Below are 25144 nucleotides of genomic sequence, written 5' to 3' on the forward strand. Positions count from 1 at the left end.
AGAGTCCTGCGGCAGAAATTCTTCGAAGCGGACATTGGCGTTTCCGGCGTCAACTTCGCCGTGGCCGAAACCGGCACCCTGCTGCTGGTGGAAAACGAAGGCAACGGCCGGATGACCACCACCGTGCCGCCGGTGCACATCGCCGTCACCGGCATCGAAAAAGTCGTCGAAAACCTGCGCGACGTGGTGCCGCTGTTATCCCTGCTGACCCGCTCGGCGCTGGGCATTCCGATCACCACGTACGTCAACATGATCTCCGGCCCGCGCAAGGAGCATGAACTCGACGGACCGCAAGAAGTGCATCTGGTGCTGCTCGACAACGGTCGCAGCCAGGCCTTTGCCGACAGCGAATTGCGCCAGACCCTGAACTGCATTCGCTGCGGCGCGTGCATGAATCATTGCCCGGTCTACACGCGAATCGGCGGCCACGCCTATGGGGAGGTATACCCCGGCCCTATAGGAAAAATCATCACCCCGCACATGGTCGGCCTGGCCAAGGTCCCGGATCACCCGAGTGCGTCTTCGCTCTGCGGTGCCTGCGGTGAAGTGTGTCCGGTAAAAATTCCTATCCCCGCATTGCTACGTCGCCTACGCGAAGAAAACGTCAAAGCCCCGGACAGCCCTCATCAAGTGATGCGCGGTCAGGGCAGCAAGTATTCGCGCAAGGAACGCTTTATCTGGAACGCCTGGGCGAAGCTCAACAGTTCGCCAACGCTGTATCGGCTGTTCGGCTTTTTCGCCACGCGCTTACGCGCCCTCACGCCAAAAAATGTTGGCCCATGGACGCAGAATCACAGCGCACCAAAACCCGCTGCTCGCTCACTGCACGACATGGCCCGCGAGCATTTGGCTAAACAGGGAGACCGCTGATGAGTGCCAAGCAAAATATCCTCGGCAAACTACGGAAAAGTCTGACAGGCGCCACACCGATTGCCGACGACTTCGATGTCGATCTGGTAACCCAGCCTTACACCTACAGCGCCGAACAGCGCATTCCGCAATTGCGCAAATTGATGGAAGCGGTCCATACCGAGATCCATCTGACTTGCGATGAGGAATGGCCAGCGCTGCTCGCACAATTGCTGCACGACCGTCAGTTACCGAGCCTGTTGATCGCACCGACTACGCCACACGGTGCAAAAATCACCCAACACTGGGCGAACAATCCTGATCTGCCGGCGCTGAAATCCTACGACCGGCCGATGGAAGAATGGAAAGCCGAGCTGTTCAACGACACGCCGGCCAGCCTCACCGGTACTTTCGGTGCTATCGCCGCCACCGGCAGCCTGATTCTCTGGCCGAGCCGCGAAGAACCACGCCTGATGAGTCTGGTGCCGCCCGTACATTTCGCCCTGCTCAAGGCCAGCGAAATTCGCGACAACTTCTATCAGGTGCAACAGGAATTCCAATGGGCCCAAGGTATGCCGACCAACGCGCTGCTGGTGTCTGGCCCGTCGAAAACCGCTGACATCGAGCAAGTGCTGGCGTACGGCGCCCACGGCCCGAAAGACCTCGTGGTGCTGATCCTGGAGGACCAATGACGCTTCCGGCGACTTTTCTGCGTGATGCGCAACAACTGATTCCAGCGGATCGCCGCTTCGACGATCCGCTGTCGACATTGGCCTTCGGTACCGACGCCAGTTTCTACCGACTGATTCCGCAACTGGTAATCCGCGTTGAGTCGGAAGACGAAGTCGTGGCGCTGCTGAAACTGGCCCAGCGCGACCACGTCCCGGTGACCTTTCGCGCAGCCGGCACCAGTTTGTCCGGACAGGCGATCAGCGATTCGGTGCTGATCGTGCTTGGGGATAACTGGAACGCTCGCGAGATACGTGGCCAGGGCACGCAAATCCGTTTGCAACCGGGGGTGATCGGCGCGCAGGCCAATGCCTGGCTGGCGCCGTTCGGACGCAAGATCGGCCCGGACCCGGCGTCGATCAACGCCTGCAAAATCGGCGGCATCGTCGCCAATAACGCCAGCGGCATGTGCTGCGGCACCGCGCAAAATACTTATCACACGCTGGCCGGGATACGTCTGGTACTGGCCGACGGCACTCGCCTGGATACCGAAGATGCCGCCAGCGTCGCGGCATTTCGCGTAAGCCACGGCGATCTGCTGGAACGCTTGGCGACTTTGAGCCGCGAGACCCGCGCCAATGCCGAATTGGCTGCCAGAATCCGCCACAAATATCGTCTGAAAAATACCACTGGTCTGTCGCTCAACGCTTTGGTGGATTTCGACGAGCCTGTGGATATCTTGAGCCATTTGCTGGTCGGCTCCGAAGGCACGCTCGGCTTCATCAGTGCGGTGACTTACGACACGGTGATCGATCATCCGTACAAGGCTTCAGCGCTGATCGTGTTCCCGGATGTGGAAACCTGCTGCAACGCGGTTACTGTGCTGAAAAGCCAACCAGTGTCAGCGGTAGAACTTCTGGATCGACGCAGTCTGCGCTCTGTGCAGGACAAACCGGGCATGCCCGCTTTCGTACAGCAGCTGTCGAACAATGCCTGCGCCCTACTGATCGAATCCCGCGCCGCCTCTTCCACTTTGCTGCAGGAGCAACTGGCGCAGATCATGGCGTCGCTCGTCGGTTTCCCTGTGGAAAAACAAGTCGACTTCACTGAAGACCCGATTGAAAACGCAAAACTCTGGGCGATCCGCAAGGACACCTTCCCCGCCGTCGGCGCAGTGCGTAAAACCGGCACCACGGTGATCATCGAGGACGTGACCTTCCCGGTCGAACAACTGGCGATCGGCGTGAATCGCTTGATCGAACTGTTCGACAAACATTCCTACGACGAAGCGATCCTTTTCGGACATGCGCTGGAAGGCAATCTGCATTTCGTCTTCACCCAAGGCTTCAACAACCCGGAAGAAGTCGCACGCTATCAGGCGTTCATGGACGACATCGCGCAACTGGTGGCGGTGGAGTTCGGCGGTTCGCTCAAAGCCGAACACGGCACCGGGCGCAACATGGCGCCGTTCGTGGAACTGGAATGGGGCAGCGACGCCTATCAACTGATGTGGCAGCTCAAACGCCTGCTCGACCCGAACGGTATTCTCAACCCGGACGTGGTGCTCAGCGAAGATCCGCAGATCCACCTCAAACACCTGAAACCGCTGCCGGCGGCCGACGAAATCATCGACAAGTGCATCGAGTGCGGCTTCTGCGAACCGGTCTGCCCGTCGAAAGGCCTGACTCTGAGCCCGCGCCAGCGCATTGTGATCTGGCGCGATATTCAGGCGAAAAAACGCGCAGGAATCGACACCACTGAACTGGAAAAAGCCTACGAGTACCAAGGCATCGAAACCTGCGCCGCCACGGGTCTGTGTGCGCAACGCTGTCCAGTAGGCATCAATACCGGTGAACTGGTGAAAAAGCTTCGCGGCCGACACGCAACGCACCAGAAAACCGCCGACTGGATTGAAGGTAATTTCGCCAAGACGCTGCAAGGTGCGCGCTTCACCCTGCATGTGGCCAACGGTGCGCGGATGATGCTGGGGGCGCCGCGTCTGGCGAAACTTTCGGCGACCCTGACTCGCTTGTCCAAGGGCCAAGTGCCGTTGTGGACGAGCGCGATGCCGCAACCGGAGAGAGCCATTCGCTTCAGTTCTAGCATGTCGGACGAACGCCCGCGTGTTGTCTATCTGGCGGCGTGCGTCTCGCGGGTAATGGGCCCGGCGGCGGGTGACAAGGAGCAGATGTCGCTGTACGACAAGACCCGTGGATTGTTGGAAAAGGCCGGTTATCAAGTGGTCTTTCCCGACAATCAGGACAACCTTTGCTGTGGTCAACCATTCGCCTCTAAAGGCTATGCCGAACAGGCTGAGCATAAACGTCAAGAGCTGATCAGCGCGCTACTCCACGCCAGTCGCGGCGGGCTTGATCCGATCTATTGCGACACCAGTCCGTGCACGCTGCGGCTGGTGCAGGACGTGGGAGATGTTCGCCTGGACCTGTACGACCCGGTGCGTTTCATCCGCACGCATCTGCTCGACCGGCTGGATTTCACTCCTCAGGAAGCACCGATTGCCGTCCACGTGACGTGCAGCACTCAGCATTTGGGCGAGAGCCAGGCGTTGATTGATCTGGCGCGCAAGTGCAGTAACAACGTAGTGATTCCGGAAGGCATTCATTGTTGCGGTTTCGCGGGGGACAAGGGCTTTACCACGCCGGAACTGAACAGCCACTCGCTGCGCACGCTCAAGGACGCGGTGCAGCATTGCAGCGAAGGGATTTCGACCAGCCGAACGTGTGAAATCGGCCTGACGCAGCATGGCGGGATCGACTATCACGGTTTGGTTTATCTGGTGGACCGGGTCACTCGGGCGAAGGCCTGCTGAAGAAAATCAGAACCCTTTAGCGAGACGGTAGTCCATTGAACAAGCCTCGAACATTCGGGGTTTGTCCTTCTTTCGGTGGCCCGCACTCACGGTCAGCGAATTCCGGATACCTCAGTGCAAGGAGATTCCCATGAAGCGTTCTGTACTGTTCGGTCTGTTCGTTACTGCCTCGATGATGGCGTCCAGTTCGTTCGCCGATAGCAAGCCGTCGAGCCTGTGCGATGCGAATTTGCAGACAATTGACAACTCCAAGTCCCAATACCAGACGTCGCCGGACCTGAATGCGCGCGTCTCGGCCAGTGTCAGTAAAGCCAAGGCACTCAAGGACCAGGGCAAAACCGACGAATGTCTTGTTGAAACCCAGCAAATCCTTCTGGAAATTCAGAAAACTACCAGTGACACCAAAAAATGACCTAAGGCCCGACCAACCTTTGGATCGGCCTTTTTGGCTTGGTTTTGGTGACCCAGGCTTTTCATACCAGATGTAAAAAAAACCGAATTCCTGCGTGACGTCGCGGTCGATTGTACAGGCCCCGAAACGAACGCGGCCTGTTACGACCTCGGCATCGCCGCCAGATCGTCCGGCAGCACCGAGACCTACTGCTCAAGGAGATACCCATGAAGCATTCTGCAATTGCTGGATTGTTCATCGCTGGTGCCCTGCTGACGTCGCCGGTGTTCGCGGCAGACAACGACAAAACTCTCTGTGCCGGGAATCTTCAAGCTATCAAAGACTTCGTCACCAGTCAGCCATCCCTTCCTGAATCCTCCATGAACAACATCAAGGCGGATCAGGAAAAAGCCCTGGCGGCTCAAGCCGCTGGCAACGACAAGGATTGCGTGGAGATCACCTCGGGCCTGATGACTAAAATGCAGATCCGTAACCCGACGCGTAACTGACATACCTCAAGGCCAACCTTCGGGTTGGCCTTACACGCCGATTGGCGTACACTGCGCAGGCTTGTTGCTCACCAAGATGTACAGAGCAATGAGTTCGGGGCCGTTTAGGATTCGACGCCGGTTGCGAAACTTTAGGTGCATGCCGAGTTGGTAACAGAACTCGTAAATCCACTGTTGCAACTTCTTATAGTTGCCAATGACGAAACCTACGGGGAATACGCTCTCGCTGCGTAAGCAGCCTTAGCCTTCCCTTCTGGTACCTTCGGGTCCAGCAATCATCAGGGGATGTCTGTAAACCCAAAATGATTGTCATATAGAACAGAATCGCCGTGCAGTACGTTGTGGACGAAGCGGCTAAAACTTACACAACTCGCCCAAAGCACCCTGCCCTTCGGGTCGCTGAGGGTTAACTTAATAGAAACGGCTACGCATGTAGTACCGACAGCGGAGTACTGGCGGACGGGGGTTCAAATCCCCCCGGCTCCACCACTTCAACATCTAAAGACGTCCACGGACGTCTTTTTTTGTGCCTGAAATCCAGTAAATACAAGGACTTCAGCGCCAGTAGCGTCCCAAGACGTCCGATAGAATCTACGATCATTGGTATTCCACGTGGTATTCCAAGCCCTTCAGTGGTAATTTTTGGAATACCGAACGATGTCGTGGAATACCTCATGTGCGCCCAAGCCACCCGCCTCTCTGATCGTCAGCTCAAAGCTATCAAGCCGAAAGATAAGGATTACGTCCTTAGCGATGGCGACGGCCTTCAATTACGAGTGAGAATCAATGGCTCTACGCTATGGAACTTCAACTACCGCCATCCGGTAACGAAGAATCGTATCAATATGGGACTCGGCACCTACCCAGAGCTCTCTCTCGCGCAAGCCAGAAAGAAAACGGTCGAAGCTAGAGAACTGCTTGCACAGGCCATCGACCCGAAAGAGCAACGCAATGCGTTGGAGCAAACAAAAAAAGCAGCAACTGAGCACACGTTCGAGAACGTTGCTGCTACTTGGTTTGAGCTGAAGCAGGATGTCGTCACACCGGCCTATGCCGAAGACATATGGCGTTCCCTAACCCTGCACGTATTCCCAAAACTCGGAACTACACCACTCTCGCAAATCACTGCGCCGATGGTCATCGAGTTGCTGCGCCCCCTGGAAACGAAAGGCAGCTTGGAGACAGTGAAACGACTGGCTCAACGGCTCAATGAGATCATGATCCATGGCGTGAACTCGGGAATGATCTTCGCCAATCCACTCAGCGGCATCCGGGCCGTTTTTAAGAAACCGAAAAAGCAGAACATGGCCGCCCTTCGACCAGAAGAACTGCCGGAGTTAATGATTGCAATCGCTAACGCCAGCATCAAAAGGACAACACGCTGCTTGATCGAATGGCAACTCCACACCATGACGCGCCCTGCGGAAGCCGCTACAACTTCCTGGGCTGACATCGACCTCGAAAAGAAGACCTGGACGATCCCAGCAGAGCGAATGAAAAAGCGACGCGCCCACGTCATACCGCTGACCGAGCACGCACTTGCTCTGTTAGAGACGATCAAACCCTACAGCGGCCACAGAGAGTTCGTGTTCCCTGCTGACAGAGACCCACGAACTCACTGCAACAGCCAGACGGCAAACATGGCCTTGAAACGTATGGGCTTTGAAGGTCGATTGGTAAGTCACGGCATGCGCTCCATGGCGAGTACCATTCTGAACGAACAGGGGTGGGATTCTGAGTTGATTGAGGTAGCACTTGCGCATGTCGACAAGGATGAGGTTCGCAGCGCCTACAACCGAGCGGGTTACATAGAACGCAGGCGCCCTATGATGATCTGGTGGAGCGAGCACATTCAGCATGCGGCTACCGGTAGCTTGTCGGTTTCAGCCGTCCATGGAACGAGGGGGCTGAAATTAGTATCAATGTGCTAATGCCCAACACAAAGCAACGTAGCAGCAACGCCACTACAAAGCAGCATCGCACGCCACCAGAGTCTCTACGATCAGAGTGGCGTCCGAGTTCACCAGTCCTTCCATCCGACAGCCAAGCTAACCGACTACAGTTCTTCCCCAAAATGTCGGTTGCGATGGCAGTTCGGACACAGAGCCTGAGCGTTTTCTACCGTGTCATCACCGCCGTGTGCCAACTGTACGATGTGATGCACTTCGAGGTAAGGCGTTCCATTTGAACGCCTCTTGAATGGCGCTGGCGCCTCGCACAGCTCACAATTTCCATTGGCGCGAATAAGCGTTTGGGCAACAACATCTGGATTGCGCTCATATTGGCGCACTAGCCTTATAACAGCCTTTGATTTTTTCGGTGCGCTTCGGAGCCTATGCAAACGGGCCTCATCGCTGTCAGCGATTGACCTGCTGACCTCTTCAACGAATACGGAGGGAGGGGGCTCTAATTCCGCGCTAGCGGCCAAGCGTTCGGTGAAGACCTGGTGCAAATTCCGTAGCCCCCGCTCCTTTGATCTAGAATTTGGAAGCGTTTCCAGATAGGAAATGTGGCGCCATAACGCCTGAAGTGCGGTAAAAAGTGCGTCATTCCCCAGCGCCGCAACATTTTCAAGCATCAACTGCATCGCTGCCACATTGACTGTGGCCTTTAACGTCTTTCCCGCTCGCAGGTTTAGATATGCGTACAGATAGGCATTCGCAGTACGACTTGTAAAACCATGTTGATTCATGAGCTCATCAATTGCCGCTGTTGACCTTATAGCACCGCTCTCGACACGCGCTGCGAGGGCCAACGCCACACGGACCTGTTGTTCAGTAACGATTTGTCGCATGTGGTATTCCCAGCATAGGAGTTAAATTTTCTGATCACATTAGTAATCGAAGCAAGCTGCCAACTCCATAATTTCGCGTAGCAAAAGGGCTGGTGTTTTCACCACGCCCTTCGGTGTGAAGAGAAGTTCCCGTTTCGGCATCCCTGCTATGGTGTGATTGCGCTGAGTGTTTCCGCGCCAAACCATTTCTCCAATGTGGTCAGGGCTTGCGGAGAGAGCTGCTGGGTGAAAAGTAAGGCAAGGCGTGTCTTGGGTCTTGAGCAGGACACATAGAACAAATTTCGATTTCGCTCGAACATATCGGCTTTGGCAGGAGGGATTACGTCAGCACTAGAGAGAGTCAACATCTCGCCGAAGTTGTACTTGCTCCAACCTCGACCGATCACTACTAGAACATTCTCAAACTGAGCACCCTTGACACCGTGTTTCGTCTCGAACGGTGAATGACCGACCAAGTATCGACGCAAAGCCACAATTTCCGAATACGGAATATCGCGCAGTTTTTCGAGTTCATCCAGTGCTCTCGGAAACTCCACTTCTCCTTCCTTATCGAAAGTACGGAGTTCGCGCTCACGCTTTTCCACCGCATCAGGCAGTCGTGGTCTCTTCAGATCTCGCAGGTGATCTACGACTTGGCCGATCGTGCCTGCTTCACGCAAGACTGAAAGCTGGTTCATGGCAGCGTCCCAAGCCATCTTGTCACCATGACTTAGAATCTGTGGTGCTTCGCCTCCTAATGCTTCGAACATCAAGCCGAATTTTCGGGTCGCGAACGCGTCGCATGCTGGCTCAAGCGCATCAACAAAAAAGGCAATATGCGGATGTTCTTTTTTGGTGAACGCTTCGTTGTAGCGAAACGTAGCTGCAACGCGTGAATAGCCTTGCTCAGAAGCTAGCAACCGGTGAGTCAGCATAAGGATCTTGGTATGGTCGGCTGAAAGATCCCAGCCGTCTGCCGCCAGTTCAGCTTTCACCTTTTCCATGGCGACCTTGCCGATATCTGTCGGAAGATCCCCTCCCCAGTGGGCACCTTTTTGACGGTCCCCTGCCCAGCTATTCGTATGAAAGACACGCACTTGGCCAAAGGCATCTGGATCTTTCACAAACTGGCGGAGTTCAGGGCGCATGCGGTTGAGGCAGTCGACCACGTTTTTGACCGATCTGAAGTTGGCTTCTACCCCGATTTCCACTAGTTCAGGATGTTCAAGTTTGCCACAACCACCGTCATAGATTTTTTGCCAATGGTCGCCAAAGAATCCAAATTGTGGTGATCCTGGTTTGCCAAGAAATCTGGATTTGATCGCCTCGACCCAATCCCTGTCAGTGTCCTGGTACTCGTCAACCAGAATGATCGGAAAACGGTCCGTAACCATCTGACGAAACTTTGCGTGCTCCATCAGTGCGATCGTGAGGGGGAGCACGTCATCGTGGTGGAGCAGGGCGCGATCCTCCCGAAGCGAGCGATGTCCAAGGCTATACTCGATTGATCGGCTGCCCAGAGAGCCTCCTGCTTCGTCGATCTTCTCTTTCCACGCAGGCAGTCCTTCGACCAAGGTTCGAAGCGGCTTCTGAAACCCGTTGATCAGTGACCAGCAGAAGGCATGATTTGTCTCGCAGAAGATAAGCGGGCTTCGATCTGTGCGAGAAGCAATTTCGTCTTTGGCCACGTTAGTAAAGGTAATGCAGGCGATCTGCTGGCTGCGCTTGGGTAGGTCTACCTTGTCACGTTCTATAAGTAGCTGAAGTGCCTTGATTAAGGAGTAGGTTTTCCCGGCGCCTGCACCGGCTTCAAGTCGAAAACTCTTTCCTTCTTTAAGGCATGCGTACATAGCCTCTAGAGCTCGTTGGCTGGCTGCTTCAGCGGGTGATTGGATATCAGACATCCAATTTCTCCTCGGCAGGCTCGACCGATGCAGCCACCTCAATGGCAAGTGCTAAAGCAGGGTCTGGCAGATCGATGGCACCATTTGCCAGCCAGCGCACACCCTCAAGAATGTACTTTGGCGCCTTCCACTCTTGGTCGGTGATCGCGTATTTCAGTGCAAATTCTGACTTCTTCTGCTTGTTCGCGGTGGCTCGAGCTGCCAACTCACGTTCGTTTGCGGGCGCTTCCGCAAGTCCAAACAGCGTTGGATTGGTGAGGATGAATGCATCTTCGAAGGTGCGACCGCACGGTCCGCCTATTTCCTCTGCACACTGAAACGCGATGCGATTCCCTTTGTTGATTTTCTGCGCCTCGTTCTTGGAAAGAAGCCCGGTCAACGTGAAGGGGTCGTCCTCTGAGAACCATGCTTTCAAGCATGCGTTGCTGGAATGTGTTCCTTTGTGGACTGCACATGCCTCTCCGCCAGGCTTCTCTACAGAATCAAGGTCAGTGATAACGAGAGAGCGCAGCTCTAGAAACTGGAGTAAGTCGAAGAATAGGTGGGCGTAAGCACCGCCTACCTCCATCACTGTTACATACTGGCTAGAAAGTTTTGGGCTGTCGGGTTCGGATGCCTCCAGCTTATCGATTATGACAGGAAGTAGTAACCGCTCACTGAGGCCTTCGACTAAGACAGCTTTGTCTGCAAAGAACAGATCACAGCGGGTCAGGGTCATGTACTGGTGCAGGAACTTTTTATCTGGTTCAGAAGTTGCGCCCAAACCTTTACGCAGATCCTTGATCTTGGTTTGTCGAGCGCCCGTTGGAGCTTCCGAGCTGCTCGTACCAAGGAAGTATCGGATGCTCTCGAAACCGGCTGCGTTGGCGATGTGCGATGAATGGGTGGAGACAATGAACTGTACCGGCCACGGCGTCTTGTCGTCGGTGCTGGCAACAAGCTGTTGAGCGATTTTACCCAGCTGCCGAATAAAGACTTCCTGCATTTGAGGATGTAGGTGAGCCTCGGGCTCCTCTATGAAGATCAGGTGAACGCCAGGCTGCTTGGCCTCTGCACGGAAGGCCTTATAAAAACCGGCTAGCTGCAGCAGGATGAAGATGAGGTTACGCGATCCTAGGCCGTTGTACGACTCGGGTAACGTGACTCCGCCATAGCCTGGGTAACGAACCTTGGTGAAGTTCGATAGCAGCTTCCCGACATCCAATGTAGTTTCGGTATGCAATTCTTGCTGGCCGATTCCTGGGTAACCAAAGATATGAAGTGCTGGAACCAGACTCTGGAGTTGGCGGCTGAATTGATCGTCTACTTGGCTCTGAATGTCTTGCACTGTGCCTTTCAGGGCGTCGGCGATGAGCCTATCGGCTGAGTCTGCCGAGGATGAGGAGGCGGTCGCGAATAATCCTTCCACGGTCTTTGCCAGCACATCAGATTCGCGCGAGGTCACATCGTCCAGGCCACGCTGGGCGTTGATGAACCCCGTTTTGACAAGCCCATGCAATGCGGCCGGCTTCAACTGGCGACGGTTATCTGGATCGTTGGGGTCTTCTGCCCAGATCCTGGTGCTGAAATGCATTGGAATGCGCTCACGCAACGAGCGAAAGAAGGCGGTTCGAGTTTCTTCGTTTAGGGGCGGAACAGCTTGCCCCTCGAACAACTCCGCTACTTTGCCATCGTCCAGCTCATACCGAATGACGACAAGAGCCTCGGTGCAAGCAGGGTCAAGATCAATTACAAACGGGGAGAGTGGTCCAAACCCAGGCTGAACAGGATCATACTGAAACGTCAAGCGCAGCTCGATGACGGGAATCAGGACGCGAACTTTATCGTCAGGGACATCGTCCTTGTGAGCCTGCAGAGCATCGCAAAAATTGTCGTAGCATGTGCTGGAAAAATCTTCGAGCTGAAATTTTGCAGTACCTTCCGCTAGAAGACGGCGTATCACTTCAGATAGCGACGTTTTCCCGCTGTTGTTTCGCCCTACAACGACTGTTGTCTCGTCTTCCAAAGCCATCTCAACGTCGGCCAGTAGGCGAAAGCTCTTGATCTGCACCTGATGAATTCGCATCAGATTCTCCCTGATAGATGGCTTGAGTTAGTTTTGTAGACTGCCGGTCAAATACTCTCAAGCTTTAAAAGCAATGAAAGCGATTTCTCGATACTGGAAGAAACGACTTTCTCCCCCAATTACTACGTATCGCGACTCAAAACCTCATTCAAGATCACTTCAAACCTATATCACCTCTGCGAACGCCTTACCGTACCGACTGCGGTACCGATTGAACCCCAACTGATAATCCGCATGCTGATCGTAGGTCATTGCTATGGCCTCCGCGCAGAATTAGCTGGCAACTGCTGCGGGTCGAGGCGCTACGACCAGCTTCGTTACGCAACTAACGGACTTAGTCTCAATCCGAAATAATCTCAGCCATACATCACTGCTATGACATCCCCACCATGGAGCTTCAAACCATGTCACTGCAATGCCCTCGCTGTAACTCCCCCAAAATCGCCTCTCTCCACCAGGCAATGAAAATTGCGGCTGCCATCGGTACGGTTGGCGGTGCAGCACGCGGCGTCAGTGCAGCACTTGCAGGCGGCCAGGCTGGTGCCACCGTCGGCGCCATTGCCGGCCCGCTCGGTGTCACTCTCGGAGCCGTCTCTGGCGCGATCCTCGGCGGACTTGTCGGTGGAGCTGGTGGCTGTGCATTGGGCGCTCAACTCGGCGACAAACTTGACCGCCATGTACTCGCCCACAATCTCTGCCTGATCTGCGGGCATCGCTTCAACCTCCCTGCTTAAACCGCCTTCTATCCCACTCTTTTAGTACGCCCGGACAGTGCCACGCGATGCGTGGCACTTATGCCGGCTTGCACCCTAAGGAATCGTAATCATGGCTCATCAAATCGAACAAATGGCTTACGTTGGTGCGACCCCATGGCATGGCCTCGGCAGCCAACTGACGCAAAAACAGCCTATTGAAATCTGGCAGCGTGAGGCCGGCATGGACTGGAAGATCCAGGAAAGCCCGGTTCACTTCAAAGCCGATGCTATCGGCCACATGGGCAGTATTCACTCATTCCCGGAGCAAAAGGTGCTGTACCGCTCCGACACCAAAGCACCGCTGTCCGTGGTGTCCAACCGTTATCAAATTGTTCAGCCGCGTGAGGTGATGGAGTTTTACCGAGATCTTACCGAGGTCTCCGGCTTCGAGCTGGAAACCGCTGGTGTGCTCAAGGGCGGTCGTAAGTTCTGGGCGCTGGCGCGTACTGGTCAAAACACCGCGTTGAAGGGCAACGATCAGGTCAACGGCTATTTGTTGCTGGCGACCTCTTGCGACGGAACGCTCGCCACCACTGCCACGCCGACCACCGTTCGCGTGGTCTGCAACAACACCCTAACCATCGCACTGGATGGCACCACTCGCGCGATCAAGGTGCCACACAGCACCCGGTTCGACCCACAGATCGTCAAAAAGCAATTGGGTGTGGCCGTCTCGCAATGGGACGAATTCATGTATCGCATGCGCGTGCTGGCCGAACGTAAAGTCCAGTGGCATGAGGCCATTGGGTTCTTCATGTCCGTGCTGTGTGAGGTCACACCCAATAGCAAACTACCGGAAGTCCTGCCCAACGAACGCGCCCTACGTAAGGTCCAAAACCTGTACGAGGGGCGCGGTCGTGGCGCAACGTTTGAATCGGCGCAAGGCACGGCCTGGGGGCTGCTCAACGCCGTGACCGAATATGTCGACCACGAGCGCAGAGCCCGCAGCAACGAATACCGCATGGACTCCGCCTGGTTCGGTCAGGGGGCGCAAATCAAGCAGCGCGCGTTGGATGCTGCCCTGCAACTCGTCGCCTGACATGCCCCCGCCCCTTAACCCTAACGCCCGTTCAGCTCTGCGCTCAACGGGCTTTTTTGTGTCTGCAGGAACCCCATATGAAAGCGATTGCGCTAGATGAAAGCACTTACAAGAGCCGTCCGGCCCTGCGCCTGATCGGAACCAAGGAACTCCCCCGAGAAGATTGGCTCGCCGTGCGTAAACAAGGCATTGGTAGCTCTGACGCAGGCGCGGCGGTTGGCCTCAACCCGTACAAATCGCAGCTGGAGTTGTGGCTGGAAAAAACTGGCCGGGATGCCACGCTACCGAAAATAGATCCTCAGGATGAGGAAAGCCCTGCCTACTGGGGCAATGTTCTCGAGCCCATCGTGGCCTGGCATTACAGCAAACGCACTGGTAAGAAAGTGCGACGGGTCAACGCCGTGCTGCAGCACCCTGATCCAGAACTGCCCTGGATGCTCGCCAATATCGACCGCGAAGTGAACGGTGCAGACGATGTACAAATCCTCGAATGCAAGACAGCCGGCATAAATGGAGCACGCCTCTGGAGAGAGGGCGTGCCCGAGTATGTGCAATTACAGGTCATGCACCAGCTGGCGGTCACCGGCAAGCAGGCTGCTGATGTTGCGGTTCTACTGGGCGGCCAGCACCTGGAGATCCACCGTATCGAACGGGATGAGCAGATGATTGCTCGCCTGATCGAGCTGGAGCGCAAGTTCTGGCATTGCGTGCAAACCGACACCCCGCCCCCGGTTGATGGTAGTGCCTCGTCTGAAGCGGCACTGCGCTGCCTCTACCCTCAGGACAATGGTCAATCAGTGGATTTCAGCGGCGATGCTGGATTGGCAGCGACATACCTGGAACTCAAGGTAGTTCGCCAATCCATTGCTGAGAAGGAAAGTCGCGAGTCCCAGCTGAAACAGATCTTACTGCAAGCCATGGGCGAAGCCACTCGTGCGGAGTTCAGCAACGGCTTCATCAGCTGGAAACGATCCAAAGACAGCACCGCGCTCGATGTCGAGCGCCTGCTGAAGGAAAAGCCCTATCTACAAATCCGCTTCACCAAGCTCAAGGAAGGCAGCCGTCGCTTCCTTATCAAATGATCTCTGTTCCTCTCTGACCATCCCGGCGCTACACGGTTCGGGTGGCCACTTTTACGTCTAAGGAGAACCATCATGCTGAAAGGTCTAGCCATTACCCCGCCTGTACTCGGGCGGATTTCCATTGGAAAAATCGTCGAGAAAAACGGCAAGCGCCTGCCGGAAAAAGACGACCAATTCACGATCACCTCACAGGTACAAAGCAAGGACGGCTGGTTGCTGCATCCATTGAATGACGAATTACGCGAGACGCCCGATACCAAGTTACGGAGCATCCCAATTCGCGTGCTGTTCAACGAACCGGAACTCAATTTCAGGGCCGAGTACACCTTGTTCGACCGCAACACTGGACGCCCGCTGTGTGTCGGCAACGGCGAGACCTGCAAGCGCCAATGCGAGGACGGAATCAAGTCGCTGCCCTGTCCCTCACCAGATGCCTGCTCGCTGGCCAAGGGCAATGCCTGCAAGCCTTACGGACGGCTCAATGTGGTGATCGGCAACGATGACACGCTCGGCAGCTTCGTGTTCCGTACCACAGGCTTCAACAGCATTCGTACGTTGGCAGCACGCTTGCAGTACTTCCAAGCAGTTTCCGGCAACCGCCTGGCTTGCTTACCACTGGAGCTGCGCCTGCGTGGAAAATCTACTCGGCAGAGTCATGGCACGCCAATCTTCTACGCCGACATCACCGTGCGTAACGGGATGAGCCTGGAAGAAGCACTGCTCGAAGGGAAAGAATTGGATGAAACACGCCAAACAGCAGGCTTCCTCCAGTCCGCTCTAGATACAGCCGCTCAGAAGGGCTTTAGCAACGGAGTTTTTGAGGATAACGAGGACGACAGCGGTGCAGTGATCGAGGAGTTTTTTACCGGTGCGGATAGCGACTCTAACGCCTCCAATGCACGCGCGCCCAAGAGACCGGCGCCAGCGACACCGCTCGCCAAAAAGCTCGAAGCACTCGCATCGATCAACTCAAAAACCGATTGAAAACCACCGCACCTGACTCGACGGCAAAACCATACGGGCGGGCACCAATTGGAGATTCACCATGAAAATGCTTCGACTATTTCTGTGGCTGTTCATGTTCATTGGTGCGCTGGCGGCATCCGCCGTGCTGGTTCTGAGCATCCTGCTGATGCTGCGCTTTCCACCTTTGCTCGTCGCTGTAGTGCTTGCATGTGGGGTACTGAACGTTCTAATCAGTAAGACCGCCTCCTCCAACAAACACTAAACAGAGTGTCCACTCATGAGGCTCTGAACCCTAATGACGAAATCACAGGCCTGCCTCGAATAGCAAATCTGACGGCTTACATTGCAACGCAGTAGCAATTCGGAGAATGTTCAAAAAAGTAACATTTCTCTCTCCCCGCTCAATTTTCCCCATGTGGGAACGATCAATCCCAGCAGCATCTGCCAAGGCTTCTTGCGACAGCGTATGTCCTAGTCGCCGCGCACGTACTACCGCACCAAGCGCTACCAGGTCACCGTCTTTATCGTGGTTTGCAGAGATTCTTGCCATGGCGAAAATCGTCGCGCTATGATGCTTTGACGACCACGGTATTTACGACCCTTTTTAGCATTTCTGTGAAATTGAGCAGACCTAGCAGAAGGCCTTCCCTCACTCCCCATGCAAAGAATTTGAAAATATGTCTCTATCAACAGTAAATGGTTTAAATGAGTCTCAAATAGAAACTTTTCTAAAAGCCAAAGCTTCTTTTGAGATTGTAGGCTTACGTGGCAAATTCACTAAGAGCGTAGTTAGCGTCGAAAAAAAGATAGAAAGCCTAGGTCTAAAGTGCCGTGTAAAGGTCGATATGAAAGGTGCTATCGCACAAGGCGGCATTCTGGGCACCATCATTGGTGCCGCTTCGCTACCTGCCGGAGTTGTCTTAGCCGCCGCAGCCACCGTTGCTAGTGCGGGTCACACGCTAGCCACCTACAACCCCGATTACGAAATCATAAAAGACTACGTCAATAAAAAACTAAAAGTAATCTATAAAAAATAACCAACGAGATAATCAACCTTAATTTTTCAGACCATTACAGAGCTTAATAAATTGAAAAGAAAATCCGCCATACTAAAAGTTGCATGCTGCTTGGCACTCTTACTCTCGCTGAATGCTCAAGCAGAGGTTGACTATGGGCATATGTACTCACCCATGCTGCCCAACGAACAAACCATGAATGATTTACCTTATGCCATTCCCTGTGCGGAAGCCAAAAATCAGTACGGGGCGACATTTTACCGTTGCACTTGGTTTACCCTCCCTAGAAATATCACACAATGGAATGCACAACAGCAGCGCAATATTACTTTCAGCAATCAACTCAGCGGCAAATGCCTACGAGGCACATGCCGTGCATCCAATAGTTCAGGCGTCTATGGCATGTATGGCCAAGACCTCAGTTTTAGTCTATCTATTTACTATTACATCTACGAAAGTGAAGATGGTTACCCAATTGCCTATCGCATGGATGGCGGACCAAATAAAAATGGAAAAGGGGTTACCTACGATCAAGCCCGTACAACACTTCAGGATTTTTTACTTGACCACGGCATCAGCGACACCAACGTAAAAGATGCTATTGCCTCATACAATTTAGATGCGAATACTGGGCGCAACCAGTCAATCGATGACTCCCCACAAACCGAAAACTTGCCCATGACAAAACCCACAAAAAATGTCGAGGTAAAGGAAGCCAGGTGTAATCCTCGCGCCGACGATGAGTGCACAATCAACGGTAAGAAAGTGGCCAAAGAACAGCTTAACCAATACCTTCCAGCGATCTATGAGCTGGAAGTACTAAATGCAGGCGGGTATTGTGAGCATCCGATTTGCTACGACAAAAATGACAAGCCAGTTGGCATTCACTGAAAATAAAGGCACGGTATACTTCCGTGCCTTTATTTTTTCCTTTAACTGGCGAATACAGTACGCTTCTAAAAAAACTACTACCTATCAACCAACTCTAGAAGCTCAATTTGATACCGGTAACGTGCAGCAAGATGCTCCAGCAGGATGGAACCTATAGAAATACCGAGCAAGAACGCACCAGCACCCAACAGTACGGTGTTACCTAAGTTATCTATTCGAAAGCCTGCTGTTAGCGTTCGGGAAATCCACTCAAAGCCGCCAAACTCATCAGCAAATGAATACGCGGTTGCCAAAAGCCCTATGGCTGCGGTCTTCTCTCCAAAAAAACGCCCTGTACGTGCACTGATACGTCTGACTTTGCGCTCTAGCCAAAAACGAGCGTCTTTCAAAGCTACCGGCTCGTAATTAGCCAGACGATCAGCCAAGGATTGCTCATGACGAATATCTGCACATAGTCCATCGAACGCCAGTTTTTTCCAGCGAAAGGCCAGGAGAAACGAAGCAACCATCGGCGCAATTAATGCGGATATGGCCAGCAGCATAGTGACCGAGCTCATCGCTAGCACAAATACTTTCGCATAAGTAGAAGGCGGCCTCGCGTCATAGAAAATAACGAAGCATCCATTAACAAGAAGAAAAAGCAGAGAAAATCCTAAACACCAGTTAGCTATAACTTGCGCCTTCGCTTCCAAGCCGGTGCGCCGCACTTTGCGCGGTTCACAGCGGCTTAGCTCTTCCAGTACCTGGATCGTTCTATCAATTGAAGGGGGCATTTACTCTCCATGATTATTATTTAGCGTCCTTAAAATCCTACACCGTGAGTGCCCCGCTAAATAACGCCCGATTTTAACCGGCTCGCCCCACCTAAGAGAGAAGCGAGCCTTTAATGACACAAATGAAACTTAGATATCCAGCGGCGGCAAAGCCTTAACAAGCTTCATAGTTTCCAGGCTAACCGTCACCACACGCAGGAACAGTTCCAATGGGTATTTAGGATTGTTCATGGTCTCAATTGCCCACTCGTTGGCGTCGTTGATAATGCCGCTGTCTTTGTGGGTGCTGACGCACTGGCGCTCCACGACCCAATCTAGCGCAGGCTTACCATTGACGATGTACTCGTAGGCTTGCAGCGGAATACCAGTGACGCTGATCTTAGCGTTGTAATGCAGCGTGCTTAAGTCTTTGTCTTTACCCTTTTTACCGTACTTCATTTTTTCGACGCGGTAGTCACTGTCGGTACTGGCGCTGCTTTGAACGTTGGCGGGGTACATAGGCACGGTTTCATAACCCAAGTGCAAATCAGCCAGAACTCGACCAGACTTGGAGTAGGACCAGAAGTCAGCAACGGTTTTCACCGCGGGAATGCGCGGCAACTCTTTGCTGAGGTTGTCGGCGTACTTTTCGCGGTACTCCGACGAATGTAGCAGGCCGTAGACGTAATAGAACAGATCTTCCTTGCTGATGGCTTCGCCAGGGTAGGCAGCGCTGAAGTGCGCTAGGCCTTCGTCGGTTATGGCATCGCTGCGATTGCTAATGCTGGACTGATTCGGTGCGTCAAACAGACCCGGTGAGGCCTTAACAGTTTTGGCCTGCTCATAAGGGCTGTCGTAAAGATAAAGAGGGAATCCCTGTCCTCCTGAATGCTGCATATTTAGGTCTGGTAGAGCATCGATGATTAGAGCCGAAAACGCAGCTCCGCTGTTACCGGAGCCACTTATGTATATGACTTTATTTTCAGCAGCGGCATTGGGATATATTGCAGGGTTAAGAGCCATATCATTAACAAGGCTCCTATCAAAATATACGTGCATCTTGCAAAACGGCCGATAAATACCTGTAATCATTCGCGCCTTGTCGTGCTTGTAAGTTTTATTTTTTTCTATATCTGCACGAAGAGCTCTCGACCAGCTTATCTTTGTTGCATCTGCATTTATAAATGCCTCTACGCTAGGCTCTTTGCCTTTAACCGAAACTCTACACGCTTCTTTATACCTCTCAGACTCGCTATTAAAGAAAGCGATCATGCTTTCCGTATTAATGGCGAGATTTTCCTTTGAAAAATTGTATACCCAGGCATCCCGATTGGTTTTAATACCCATGGAATATTTTGCAAAAATTGCAAATCCTGACTTTTTACTCCCAAGAGTTATAAAGTCATTGAAGCTGTTATCGCGCTGGCCGATCCAGTCTCCGTGCTCATCAGGAGCTATTTCCGTCCATGCATTTCTGAGGGTGATGCCACTAATACTGCGAAATGAAGTAATTATTTCAAGCTTCTCTTCGCGCCCCAGATAGTCGCCTATGTCATGCAAATAGATTTGGCCGCGCTCTGAGGCAGAGGGATTTTTGACCAGTAGTGATATGGCAATTGGAGCGCGACTTCCGCTGCCAAATATTTTTCCACCCTCCTTCCGAGATAGCTCGCCAGACGTCCGCTGATTACCTCGCAAATGAAATATGTAGATACTGCTGAACTCCTCTGACAAGCACTTTCGTAATCCATCAGTAGTGTTTGCCTCCATAAATCCGGCATTCGTTACAAAGCCAATAACGCCACTATCACCTATTCGATCAGATGCCCAGCGAATAGCACGAATATAACTGTCATATAGGGCGTTTTTGTTTGTTGCCGTAGAGCGCTCTGCATAGGTATCTCGAATGCGGCTATCAAGCAGTGGATACGTTACGTTGGCATTGTTGTCGTTAGCGCTGGTCTGTCCAGCTGAATACGGTGGATTACCAATGATCACCCGAATATCCAGAGCTTTCTGACGGGTGCGGCGGGCGCTGTTGTCCACCAGTAGCTCACTCACAAGATCGTCTTTTTCGTAGAGCTGAAAGGTGTCGGTTAGACAGATACCTTCAAAGGGCTGGTACTTACCTCCAACAATGCCGTGATAGACGGCTTCGATATTGATGGCTGCAATGTAGTAGGCCAGCAGCACGATTTCATTGGCGTGAATCTGTCCCTGGTATTTGTTCTGTAGCTGCTCTTTGCTGATCAGGCCGCTTTGCAGCAGACGGGTGATGAAGGTGCCGGTACCGGTGAATGGGTCAATGATGTGCACACCATCGCTGCCGAGGGTTAGGTCGAACTCACTTTGCAGGATTTCGTTGACACTGTGGATGATGAAATCCACCACTTCCACCGGGGTATAGACGATGCCCAGGCGCTCGGTCATGCGCGGGAAGGCGTTACGGAAAAAATTGTCGTACAGCTCAACGATGATTTTCTGTTTGCCTTCGGCGTTGTCGATGCCGTCTGCGCGCATTTTTACGCTGTCGTAAAAGCGCTGAAGCGTATCGGCTTCTTTGTCCAGGCGATGCTCTTGCAGCACGTCCAGAACGTTTTGCATGGCGCAGGACATAGGGTTGTTGCTGGCGAAGCTGTAACCCTCAAATAGCGCGTCAAAAACTGGCTTGGTGATCAGGTGCTGGGCGAGCATCTCGATCACTTCGCTGTCGCCGATGCTGTCGTTTAAGTCGTCGCGCAACTCACCGGCAAAGCTAAAGAACGCTTCTCGCTCACGGATGTTGGCTTCGTCTTCAATAATGCTGGTGATGCGCGTGATATGGGTGCGGGCAATCTTGGCAATGTCGCTGGCCCAGTCCTCCCAGTGGCTGCGATTGCCACACTTCTGTACCACCTTGGCATAGATAGCGCGCTCGATTTCACCAATCTCGAACTCTAAGCCGAACTGCTCAGGTTTCGGCCCGTGGTTATATTTGCCGCTATCTTCGCCAATGCCATAGGTGTTCTTGCCGTTGTCTTTCCCAGTGTTGCTGCGGTCGGCTTTCTTATTGAGCTTTTCGGTAACGGCGATGACTTCCATTTTGGCAGGGTCACTGCCGATCAGGTCGAGTTTGTTGACCATGGCGTCAAAGCGGTCATCGTGAGAGCGAAGGGCTTGCAGCACTTGCCAGACGACCTTGTAGGTCTTGTTGTCATTTAACGCCTCATCAGGTGCCATGCCATCCGGAATTACCACCGGCAGAATCACATAGCCACGCTTCTTTCCTTCAGCTTTGCGCATGACGCGGCCAACCGACTGCACAACGTCCACTTGGGAGTTGCGAGGGGTTAAAAACAGCACGGCATCCAAGGCGGGAACATCCACACCTTCAGACAGACAGCGCACGTTGCTAAGAATGCGACAGGTGTTATCGGGCACATCAGCCTTCAGCCAGTTGAGTTCGTCTTCCTTCTGGCCAGCGGTCATGCCCCCATCCACATGTGAGGCTTCGCAGATGAGCGTGGCAGCGGTGTCAGCGTTTTCCGGGTTGCTGGCTTTGTACTCTTCAACCACCTCCGTGAACATGTTCGCGATATTTTTGGAGCTGACTTTGTGCGTCTTGGCGAACTTCTGATACTCGATTACCTGACAGAAGGCCACCGCGCGACGCATTGGGTCGCCATCGTCGACAAGATCTTCGCGGGTGTCTTGTTTGCTCAGTGCCTTCCAGCAGCCAACAATCTTGGCTGCGTCTTCCAGCTTAATTTGGTTGTCATCATCAGCCAAAAGTTTTTGCAAGCGGCTGCTGATGTGTTTTGCGTCCATAGCCAACACTATCACTTTGTAATCTACCAACAGCTCCGCCTTAACCGCTTCGCTGAAGGTGATGACGAACAACTCTTTTCCATAAAGGCTTACATCGTCCATGGAGCACAAGGCGACGTTATCTTTTTCAGCACTGGCCTTCGCCAGCTCACCATAGATACGCGGCGTAGCAGTCATGTAGAGGCGCTTGGCACTGCGGATGAAGTCGGCATTGTGAACTTTAACGAATGCGCTCTCGTCATCATCGAAGGTGGCCCCGGTGGTGCGGTGGGCTTCGTCGCAGACGATGAGGTCAAATTCGGCCAGGTCATTCTGGTGCTGGGCATCACTGATGACGCCAATGGAGTGGTAAGTGCTAAACACCACGCTCATGTGCTGGTCGTCGTGGCGTTTGAGCATCTCTGCCGCCAGCCGCGCCGGATCGGTGGTGGCGGGATAGCGCAATTCATGAGCAAAGGTTTGCACGATGTCATCGTCTTTCTTACGCTTCTTACCTACGTCGCTGTCAGAACACACGGCAAAGCTGTGGAGTGGGGTTTCACTCTCTTGCGTCCACTCGGTCAGGGTTTGCGACAGTAATGACAGGCTAGGCACCAGAAATAATACACGCTTACCAGCCCCCGCTAACTGCTCTGCGATCTTGAGACTGGTAAAGGTTTTACCGGTGCCGCACGCCATGATCAGCTTGCCACGATCAGCTCCTTGTAAGCCGTTGGTAACGGACAGCAGAGCGCGCTTCTGATGGTCGCGCAGAGATTTCTTGGCCTTAAGAACAGCTGCCTGATTGGGCTTGTATTTGGCCCAGTCGATCTGACTGTCCTCCAAGGCTTGCAGGTCAATCTTGTTGATCGACTGGTGCCGATTTAACAAAGCATTGTCGGCATGCTCAGACCAGTTATTCGTGGTTGTAACGATAATGCTGTGTGTGAAAGGCTTTTGACCTGATGCCGCGAGGAAGCTATCTATATCGCCCTTCTGCACACGATAGCTCTGTGCATACATCTTGCACTGGATAGCATGAAACTCTTTGGTGCCCTGAGTTCTCGCAACCAGGTCGATACCAGTGTCGCGGCCGTCCTCACCATGCTCCTTTGCCCAATCTGAGAATGTCCAGATCTGCTCGTACAAATCACGATATTTGGCTTCGTTGCGCAGGTAAGTGCAGATCAGCTCCTCAAAGTAGGTACCTTTCTCACGTTCAGTCACAGAAGCATTGCGGTAGCTATCGAGCAGGCTGGCCAGGGCGGACATGGGAATTCCTTGTGAATACGGCAGGCGCATTTTGCACGCCAAATTTCGGCAGTTTAGCAAGCACGGTGAAGCCTGGTAAGGAAATGACAGCTCAGTGGCGCAACGGCAAGGAGGCAAACTAGCAAGTGGGAGCATGTTTTCATAAACGCTACCAAATCGATCCGAGCAGGGTGCATGCAAAAGCTACAGCGCAGCAGATCGTGGTAGCGAACCTGGATGAACTGCAGCCCTAGCTCTATCAGTGACGGGCTAGGCGCCCTACCAACCCCAGTCGCAGACATTTACTCCGGAGCGGCTTCACCCGCAGGTGCTGCGCATCCTTGACCAAGTAAACCATCGCATAGTGGACATGGGGACGAATTGCCTGGTCGTTCTTAAAGATCATGCCAATACCCAGACCATGCTTTTTCTCGTCCTTATCCTTGTCTTCGTCCATTCCGTTGTCTTCGTCCTTGTACTTTTCCTTGTCGTGGTTACAGCTGTGGCAGTAGCCCTGCCCTCGAGTAATGCGCTCCCACAACTCACCAATCTGCTGGGCCTTGTAGACGTCCCCGCGCACCTGGTTGCCATTGAAGAAGAAAGCGGCATGAATGTGGTAGCCACGATCCTCCCCCTGCTCCACTGCGCAGATATAGCCAATGAGGTGGTCAAATATCGGGTTACGCTCACGCTCAGCAATCAACCGGTCGAGATCGTCGAATACTTGCTCGATTCGCAGCCTGACCTGAACAGTCTGGTAGTAATACAGGTTGACCCGAATGATCAGCGTCCGCGAGTAGCGATCCAGCATCGTGTCGGAATAATCACAGACACGATCCCCCTGATGCTTGGCCAGATCGAAGCGATCCCCCTTCTTACGGCGATACCATTGCTCACCCGTTAACCGACGGATCTGGTCGACTAGTACGTTCATGCTGCGGTGATGGTCCAGGTAGGCTGTAGCGCTCTCGTTCAAGCAGACGGGACGTTCTATGCCACGTTCTAGCCCGACGTCTTGGCAAGCGTCCCAGAACGCTTGCAGGTGCTCGCTGTATTGGTATTCGCAGCGATCATCGAACAGGTCAATCATTTGCCGAATGTGTTTGAAGTAACTGGACAGTCTGGTCCGCTCAATCTGCTCATTACCTGAACGCGTACCTGGCAGCCAGAATGCTGGGGTGTCGGATCGCTCGATGGACTTAACGAGCCGCTCGATCTGTATGGCGATATCGGATTGGGGGAGGCTGGTATAGGGAGTGCTATGGCTCATGGTTGAGTACCTGGTTGGTTGTTCACATACCAGATACCGACTGTGCAATTTATAACCGTTGACCTACTCCCTTGATAGCCAGCAATGACTGGACCATAGGTAGATTATTCATAGGTCGTTGATGAGTGCTTCATGGCGAGTAGATTGGGTAGTGAATGTCTACCTGGGAGCTATATAAATAGATGCAGCTCCGACTCAAGTGAACGCTCCCGACCTGGCAGGGTAATGAAGATCAACATTACCAAGCCAGCCGGGGAATTTGCCAATCCGTCGTCTGTGGGAGTTAGCTGAGAGCTGATGACCACCAGTCGGCATAAACACCATGACCAACAGCAAGATGGTCATG

The 25144-nt window shown here is 53.4% G+C and carries 20 protein-coding genes, 1 other RNA gene and 1 pseudogene; 15 read left to right on the top strand and 7 right to left on the bottom strand.

What is annotated here, in order from left to right:
* The 7 genes from ACIQVE_RS16475 to ACIQVE_RS16505 form a co-directional block, all read left to right on the top strand.
* Nucleotides 1–870, top strand: an 870-nt coding sequence (locus tag ACIQVE_RS16475) for an LUD domain-containing protein (protein WP_402810204.1), incomplete at its 5' end; no start/stop codon positions are given.
* Complete coding sequence (locus ACIQVE_RS16480; RefSeq protein ID WP_402810206.1) at nucleotides 870–1541, top strand: lactate utilization protein C; 672 nt, start codon at nucleotides 870–872, stop codon at nucleotides 1539–1541. The genes ACIQVE_RS16475 and ACIQVE_RS16480, both read left to right, overlap by 1 nt.
* Nucleotides 1538–4348, top strand: a complete 2811-nt coding sequence (locus ACIQVE_RS16485) for an FAD-binding and (Fe-S)-binding domain-containing protein (protein ID WP_402810207.1) — start codon at nucleotides 1538–1540, stop codon at nucleotides 4346–4348. Before ACIQVE_RS16480 ends, ACIQVE_RS16485 begins: the two co-directional genes overlap by 4 nt.
* A gap of 130 nt (nucleotides 4349–4478) precedes the next feature.
* Entirely contained in the window at nucleotides 4479–4760 is a 282-nt protein-coding gene (locus tag ACIQVE_RS16490) for a hypothetical protein (protein WP_402810208.1), read from the top strand.
* A gap of 206 nt (nucleotides 4761–4966) precedes the next feature.
* Nucleotides 4967–5248, top strand: coding sequence for a hypothetical protein (locus tag ACIQVE_RS16495; RefSeq protein ID WP_402810210.1), 282 nt, complete (start codon nucleotides 4967–4969; stop codon nucleotides 5246–5248).
* Nucleotides 5249–5344: 96 nt separating this feature from the next.
* Nucleotides 5345–5737: a transfer-messenger RNA gene (gene ssrA, locus ACIQVE_RS16500) on the top strand.
* A 185-nt stretch (nucleotides 5738–5922) separates the two neighbouring features.
* Complete coding sequence (locus ACIQVE_RS16505) at nucleotides 5923–7179, top strand: integrase domain-containing protein (RefSeq protein ID WP_402810211.1); 1257 nt, start codon at nucleotides 5923–5925, stop codon at nucleotides 7177–7179.
* A gap of 125 nt (nucleotides 7180–7304) precedes the next feature.
* Here ACIQVE_RS16505 and ACIQVE_RS16510 read toward each other — a convergent pair whose 3' ends face one another.
* From ACIQVE_RS16510 to ACIQVE_RS16520, 3 genes are all read right to left on the bottom strand, one after another.
* Complete coding sequence (locus ACIQVE_RS16510) at nucleotides 7305–8042, bottom strand: HNH endonuclease (protein ID WP_402810213.1); 738 nt, start codon at nucleotides 8040–8042, stop codon at nucleotides 7305–7307.
* A 146-nt stretch (nucleotides 8043–8188) separates the two neighbouring features.
* Nucleotides 8189–9925 (bottom strand): UvrD-helicase domain-containing protein, encoded by a 1737-nt coding sequence (locus ACIQVE_RS16515; protein ID WP_402810215.1) that lies wholly within the window; start codon nucleotides 9923–9925, stop codon nucleotides 8189–8191.
* The gene (locus ACIQVE_RS16520; RefSeq protein ID WP_402810217.1) at nucleotides 9918–11990 is read right to left on the bottom strand and encodes an ATP-dependent nuclease; all 2073 of its coding nucleotides are present in this window, start codon (nucleotides 11988–11990) and stop codon (nucleotides 9918–9920) included. Before ACIQVE_RS16520 ends, ACIQVE_RS16515 begins: the two co-directional genes overlap by 8 nt.
* A gap of 461 nt (nucleotides 11991–12451) precedes the next feature.
* Here ACIQVE_RS16520 and ACIQVE_RS16525 point away from each other — a divergent pair, with 461 nt between their 5' ends.
* From ACIQVE_RS16525 to ACIQVE_RS16545, 5 genes are all read left to right on the top strand, one after another.
* On the top strand, nucleotides 12452–12724 hold the full coding sequence (locus tag ACIQVE_RS16525; protein ID WP_316894488.1) for a hypothetical protein: 273 nt from the start codon (nucleotides 12452–12454) through the stop codon (nucleotides 12722–12724).
* Nucleotides 12725–12815: 91 nt separating this feature from the next.
* Nucleotides 12816–13784 (top strand): DUF932 domain-containing protein, encoded by a 969-nt coding sequence (locus ACIQVE_RS16530; protein ID WP_402810218.1) that lies wholly within the window; start codon nucleotides 12816–12818, stop codon nucleotides 13782–13784.
* A 77-nt stretch (nucleotides 13785–13861) separates the two neighbouring features.
* Complete coding sequence (locus ACIQVE_RS16535; RefSeq protein WP_402810219.1) at nucleotides 13862–14866, top strand: YqaJ viral recombinase family protein; 1005 nt, start codon at nucleotides 13862–13864, stop codon at nucleotides 14864–14866.
* A gap of 72 nt (nucleotides 14867–14938) precedes the next feature.
* A complete protein-coding gene (locus ACIQVE_RS16540; protein ID WP_402810221.1) occupies nucleotides 14939–15850 on the top strand; it encodes a hydrolase or metal-binding protein in 912 nt (303 codons plus the stop codon).
* Between the two features lie 61 nt (nucleotides 15851–15911).
* Complete coding sequence (locus tag ACIQVE_RS16545; protein ID WP_402810223.1) at nucleotides 15912–16094, top strand: hypothetical protein; 183 nt, start codon at nucleotides 15912–15914, stop codon at nucleotides 16092–16094.
* 42 nt (nucleotides 16095–16136) lie between these two features.
* On the opposite strand, the gene ACIQVE_RS16550 is transcribed toward ACIQVE_RS16545, so the two are convergent.
* A complete protein-coding gene (locus ACIQVE_RS16550) occupies nucleotides 16137–16382 on the bottom strand; it encodes a helix-turn-helix domain-containing protein (RefSeq protein ID WP_402810224.1) in 246 nt (81 codons plus the stop codon).
* A 127-nt stretch (nucleotides 16383–16509) separates the two neighbouring features.
* Here ACIQVE_RS16550 and ACIQVE_RS16555 point away from each other — a divergent pair, with 127 nt between their 5' ends.
* Nucleotides 16510–16869, top strand: coding sequence for a hypothetical protein (locus tag ACIQVE_RS16555; protein WP_402810226.1), 360 nt, complete (start codon nucleotides 16510–16512; stop codon nucleotides 16867–16869).
* A 174-nt stretch (nucleotides 16870–17043) separates the two neighbouring features.
* Nucleotides 17044–17739, top strand: a complete 696-nt coding sequence (locus ACIQVE_RS16560; RefSeq protein ID WP_402810228.1) for a hypothetical protein — start codon at nucleotides 17044–17046, stop codon at nucleotides 17737–17739.
* A 77-nt stretch (nucleotides 17740–17816) separates the two neighbouring features.
* On the opposite strand, the gene ACIQVE_RS16565 is transcribed toward ACIQVE_RS16560, so the two are convergent.
* Together ACIQVE_RS16565 and ACIQVE_RS16570 are read right to left on the bottom strand one after the other, a co-directional pair.
* Nucleotides 17817–18512 (bottom strand): hypothetical protein, encoded by a 696-nt coding sequence (locus ACIQVE_RS16565; RefSeq protein WP_402810230.1) that lies wholly within the window; start codon nucleotides 18510–18512, stop codon nucleotides 17817–17819.
* Nucleotides 18513–18641: 129 nt separating this feature from the next.
* Entirely contained in the window at nucleotides 18642–23549 is a 4908-nt protein-coding gene (locus tag ACIQVE_RS16570) for a DEAD/DEAH box helicase (protein ID WP_402810231.1), read from the bottom strand.
* Nucleotides 23550–23692: 143 nt separating this feature from the next.
* Between ACIQVE_RS16570 and ACIQVE_RS16575 the strand changes: the two are divergent.
* A pseudogene (locus ACIQVE_RS16575) lies at nucleotides 23693–23782 on the top strand (WYL domain-containing protein); the annotation flags it as partial.
* A gap of 5 nt (nucleotides 23783–23787) precedes the next feature.
* Here the strand turns inward: ACIQVE_RS16575 and ACIQVE_RS16580 are convergent.
* Nucleotides 23788–24798: an inovirus-type Gp2 protein gene (locus ACIQVE_RS16580; protein ID WP_402810232.1), complete on the bottom strand. Its 1011-nt coding sequence runs from the start codon at nucleotides 24796–24798 to the stop codon at nucleotides 23788–23790.
* Nucleotides 24799–25144 lie beyond the last annotated feature (346 nt).

The organism is Pseudomonas sp. NPDC098747, assembly GCF_044760045.1.
GTDB lineage: Bacteria > Pseudomonadota > Gammaproteobacteria > Pseudomonadales > Pseudomonadaceae > Aquipseudomonas.

What these genes read in the sequence shown, in the direction of transcription:
- ACIQVE_RS16480 (WP_402810206.1), top strand. Translation starts at nt 870, where the DNA reads ATGAGTGCCAAGCAAAATATCCTCGGCAAACTACGGAAAAGTCTGACA.
- ACIQVE_RS16485 (WP_402810207.1), top strand. Translation starts at nt 1,538, where the DNA reads ATGACGCTTCCGGCGACTTTTCTGCGTGATGCGCAACAACTGATTCCA.
- ACIQVE_RS16490 (WP_402810208.1), top strand. Translation starts at nt 4,479, where the DNA reads ATGAAGCGTTCTGTACTGTTCGGTCTGTTCGTTACTGCCTCGATGATG.
- ACIQVE_RS16495 (WP_402810210.1), top strand. Translation starts at nt 4,967, where the DNA reads ATGAAGCATTCTGCAATTGCTGGATTGTTCATCGCTGGTGCCCTGCTG.
- ACIQVE_RS16505 (WP_402810211.1), top strand. Translation starts at nt 5,923, where the DNA reads ATGTGCGCCCAAGCCACCCGCCTCTCTGATCGTCAGCTCAAAGCTATC.
- ACIQVE_RS16510 (WP_402810213.1), bottom strand. Translation starts at nt 8,042, where the DNA reads ATGCGACAAATCGTTACTGAACAACAGGTCCGTGTGGCGTTGGCCCTC.
- ACIQVE_RS16515 (WP_402810215.1), bottom strand. Translation starts at nt 9,925, where the DNA reads ATGTCTGATATCCAATCACCCGCTGAAGCAGCCAGCCAACGAGCTCTA.
- ACIQVE_RS16520 (WP_402810217.1), bottom strand. Translation starts at nt 11,990, where the DNA reads ATGCGAATTCATCAGGTGCAGATCAAGAGCTTTCGCCTACTGGCCGAC.
- ACIQVE_RS16525 (WP_316894488.1), top strand. Translation starts at nt 12,452, where the DNA reads ATGAAAATTGCGGCTGCCATCGGTACGGTTGGCGGTGCAGCACGCGGC.
- ACIQVE_RS16530 (WP_402810218.1), top strand. Translation starts at nt 12,816, where the DNA reads ATGGCTCATCAAATCGAACAAATGGCTTACGTTGGTGCGACCCCATGG.
- ACIQVE_RS16535 (WP_402810219.1), top strand. Translation starts at nt 13,862, where the DNA reads ATGAAAGCGATTGCGCTAGATGAAAGCACTTACAAGAGCCGTCCGGCC.
- ACIQVE_RS16540 (WP_402810221.1), top strand. Translation starts at nt 14,939, where the DNA reads ATGCTGAAAGGTCTAGCCATTACCCCGCCTGTACTCGGGCGGATTTCC.
- ACIQVE_RS16545 (WP_402810223.1), top strand. Translation starts at nt 15,912, where the DNA reads ATGAAAATGCTTCGACTATTTCTGTGGCTGTTCATGTTCATTGGTGCG.
- ACIQVE_RS16550 (WP_402810224.1), bottom strand. Translation starts at nt 16,382, where the DNA reads ATGGCAAGAATCTCTGCAAACCACGATAAAGACGGTGACCTGGTAGCG.
- ACIQVE_RS16555 (WP_402810226.1), top strand. Translation starts at nt 16,510, where the DNA reads ATGTCTCTATCAACAGTAAATGGTTTAAATGAGTCTCAAATAGAAACT.
- ACIQVE_RS16560 (WP_402810228.1), top strand. Translation starts at nt 17,044, where the DNA reads ATGAATGATTTACCTTATGCCATTCCCTGTGCGGAAGCCAAAAATCAG.
- ACIQVE_RS16565 (WP_402810230.1), bottom strand. Translation starts at nt 18,512, where the DNA reads ATGCCCCCTTCAATTGATAGAACGATCCAGGTACTGGAAGAGCTAAGC.
- ACIQVE_RS16570 (WP_402810231.1), bottom strand. Translation starts at nt 23,549, where the DNA reads ATGTCCGCCCTGGCCAGCCTGCTCGATAGCTACCGCAATGCTTCTGTG.
- ACIQVE_RS16580 (WP_402810232.1), bottom strand. Translation starts at nt 24,798, where the DNA reads ATGAGCCATAGCACTCCCTATACCAGCCTCCCCCAATCCGATATCGCC.